Here is a 2,769-nt window from a genome sequence, read left to right as displayed (position 1 = left end):
CCACAGATAAAGGCAGAGCTTAGTACTTAGTACTTAGTACTAAGTACTCAGAACTAAGTACTCAGAACTAATCTTTTATTCGCCAGTGCACCGTTTGTCCGGCGCGCAACGGGATCAGTTCTTCTTCGCCAAACTTCATGCTGTCGGCCACGGTCCAGTCTTCCCGGATCAGGGTCACGCGATCGGTATTGCGCGGCAGGCCGTAGAAGTCGGCGCCGTAATGGCTGGCAAAACCTTCCAGTTTGTCCAGCGCGCCTGCCTCATCGAATGCTTCGGCATACAGCTCCAGCGCGGCATGGGCCGAATAGATACCGGCACAACCGCAACCCGACTCCTTGGCATGACGCGGATGCGGGGCGCTGTCGGTGCCGAGAAAGAACCTGCCCGTATCACTGATCGCCGCCTTGAGCAGCGCCTGGCGATGTTGTTCCCGCTTGAGGATTGGCAGGCAGAAGTGATGCGGATTCATGCCGCCGCGGAACATGGCATTGCGGTTCATCAGCAGATGGTGCGGAGTGATGGTGGCGCCCAGGTTGTCGGGACCGGCATGGACGAACTCGGCGGCCTGGCGGGTGGTGATGTGTTCCAGCACCACCTTGAGCGTCGGGAATCGCTCGAGTAACGGGCGCAGGGTGCGATCGATATACACCGCCTCGCGATCGAAGATATCGATGTCCGGTTCGGTGGCTTCCCCGTGAATCAGTAACGGCAGTCCGGTTTGCGCCATCGCCTCGATGGCATCCCAGGTTTTCTCGATGGCCGTGACGCCCGCCGCGGAGTTGGTGGTGGCGCCGGCGGGATAGAGCTTCACCGCATGCACATCCGGATGCCCGGCGGCTTTATGGATTTCCTCCGCCGTGGTGTCATCGGTGAGATACAGGGTCATCAAGGGATTGAACGGCGTCCCTGCCGGCAGCGCATCCAGAATCCGTTGCCGGTAGGCCAGGGCCTGATCGACCGTGGTCACCGGCGGCTTGAGATTGGGCATGATGATCGCCCGCGCGAAGCGCCGGGCGGTATCGCCAAGCACATCCGGTAAAACCGCGCCATCGCGCACATGCAGATGCCAGTCGTCCGGGCGGGTAAGGGTGAGTTGGTCCATGGGGATATTATGCCGGTTACAGGCGTCAGGTGCCAGATTGGGATTACCCGGATCGCGGTTACAGGCGACCGGGGATCAACGTCTGCATAAACGGGTCACACAGGTAACAGCCGGACACCCCTTTACTTTATATTATGACGCCGGTTCGGATTCGATGGTCCCGCCGGGACGTACCCAGTCGTCACCCTGCTGCTCGACTTCGAAGCGTGCCCAGACAGCAAACTCTTCGCGGGTACAGGTGCCGGTATTGTAACGGCCCTGACCGGCGACGATCTTGTAGATAACCTTGTCACGGGCGGGATCCTCATGAGGCGACTCATCGATAATGTGGCGTATCTGCCATTGGTTGCCGTGCTGACTATTGCTGTAATAGTGATCGAGCTTGATATCTTCCGGTCGCAGGCATTTGCTTTCGGAATATTTCGAGGCCAGTGAATACAGCCGCTTCAGATCCTCGGCGGTGATGTCCACCAGCAGATCCATCTTGCGCATGGCGTAATCCAGGTCATCCTGTGAGAGGCGGGATTCATGCTCTTCTTTTTTTGTTTGTGCCGGGCTGCTTTGTGTCACAGGTTTCATCAGGCTGGCGGGATAACGGCGCCACGGGAAAAGATAATTGAATCCGATGGCAACCAGGAAAATGATAAACGCGTTCAGCAGAACGGGTGTCAGGACATACTGGTAACCGAGCGCATGAATGGCGTCGCCGCCGATCACGGCAGCCAGTGCGGAGGCGCCGCCGGGTGGATGAATACAGGAGAGGTAATGCATCAGGGTGATCGCAATCCCGACTGCCAGGGCGGCGGCGAGAAAGACATCGGGAACATACAGATAACAGGTCATTCCGACCACGGCGGAAACACCATTGCCGCCCAGTACGTTCCAGGGCTGAGACAGCTTGCCGTGCGGTACCGCGAAGACCAGCACCGCCGAGGCCCCCATGGACGGCACGATCATGGCGGCGCCTTCGAAGCCGGTGAAATAGTAGCTGACGACCCCGATCAGAAAGATACCGACAAAGCCACCGGCACCGGAGGCAAGTCGTTCAGCATGACTGACCTGTTCGAAATCCAGACCGAAAAACGCTCTGACACTCATAGTGATTTCCCCAGTTTTAAAACTTCATTGTGCCGGTAGCAGGAAGTGATATGGTCGTTGACCATGCCGACAGCCTGCATGTAGGCATAACAAATTGTCGGTCCAACAAATCGAAAGCCGCGGCGTTTGAGATCCCGGCTCATGGCCTCCGATCGTTGGGTCGATGCCGGCACCTGAGAATCGCTTTTCCACCTGTTCTGTACCGGTTGCCCGTCAACAAACTGCCAGAGGTAATCGCTGAAGCTGCCCTGTTGTTCACGCAGCTCGAGAAAAGCCCGCGCGTTGCTGATGGTCGATTCAATTTTTAACCGGTTGCGAATGATAGCGGAATTGTTCAGCAGTTGCTCTATTCTGGTGCGCGAGAAGCGGGCGATCTTTTCCGCGTCAAAATTGTGGAAAGCCTCGCGGTAGGCCTCGCGTTTTTTCAAAACGGTGATCCAGCTCAGCCCCGCCTGGGCCCCTTCGAGGATTAAAAACTCGAACAGCAACCGATCATCGTAAACCGGCACGCCCCATTCATGATCGTGATAATCGAGGTAGATTTGATCGGGCCCGGCCCAGCCGCAGCG

General features: G+C 57.4%; 3 protein-coding genes. All 3 read right to left on the bottom strand.

Annotated elements, in window-relative coordinates:
* Nucleotides 1–67: 67 nt before the first annotated feature.
* Entirely contained in the window at nt 68–1,102 is a 1,035-nt protein-coding gene (gene pyrC / locus RI563_RS11950) for a dihydroorotase (RefSeq protein ID WP_310694610.1), read from the bottom strand.
* 132 nt (nt 1,103–1,234) lie between these two features.
* Nucleotides 1,235–2,200 carry an HPP family protein gene (locus tag RI563_RS11945; protein WP_310694609.1) on the bottom strand — a complete coding sequence of 322 codons (966 nt, stop codon included), beginning with the start codon at nt 2,198–2,200 and terminating at the stop codon, nt 1,235–1,237.
* On the bottom strand, nt 2,197–2,769 hold a 573-nt coding region (locus RI563_RS11940), incomplete at its 5' end, for a DNA-3-methyladenine glycosylase I (protein ID WP_310694608.1). The genes RI563_RS11945 and RI563_RS11940, both read right to left, overlap by 4 nt.

This window comes from Thiohalophilus sp. (genome assembly GCF_031581315.1).
Classification (GTDB): domain Bacteria; phylum Pseudomonadota; class Gammaproteobacteria; order UBA6429; family Thiohalophilaceae; genus Thiohalophilus.
This window is presented reverse-complemented; position numbering and strand designations above follow the sequence as displayed.

Bases quoted from the DNA above. Each gene is read 5' to 3' on its own strand.
- pyrC (WP_310694610.1), bottom strand. From the start codon at position 1,102: ATGGACCAACTCACCCTTACCCGCCCGGACGACTGGCATCTGCATGTG.
- RI563_RS11945 (WP_310694609.1), bottom strand. From the start codon at position 2,200: ATGAGTGTCAGAGCGTTTTTCGGTCTGGATTTCGAACAGGTCAGTCAT.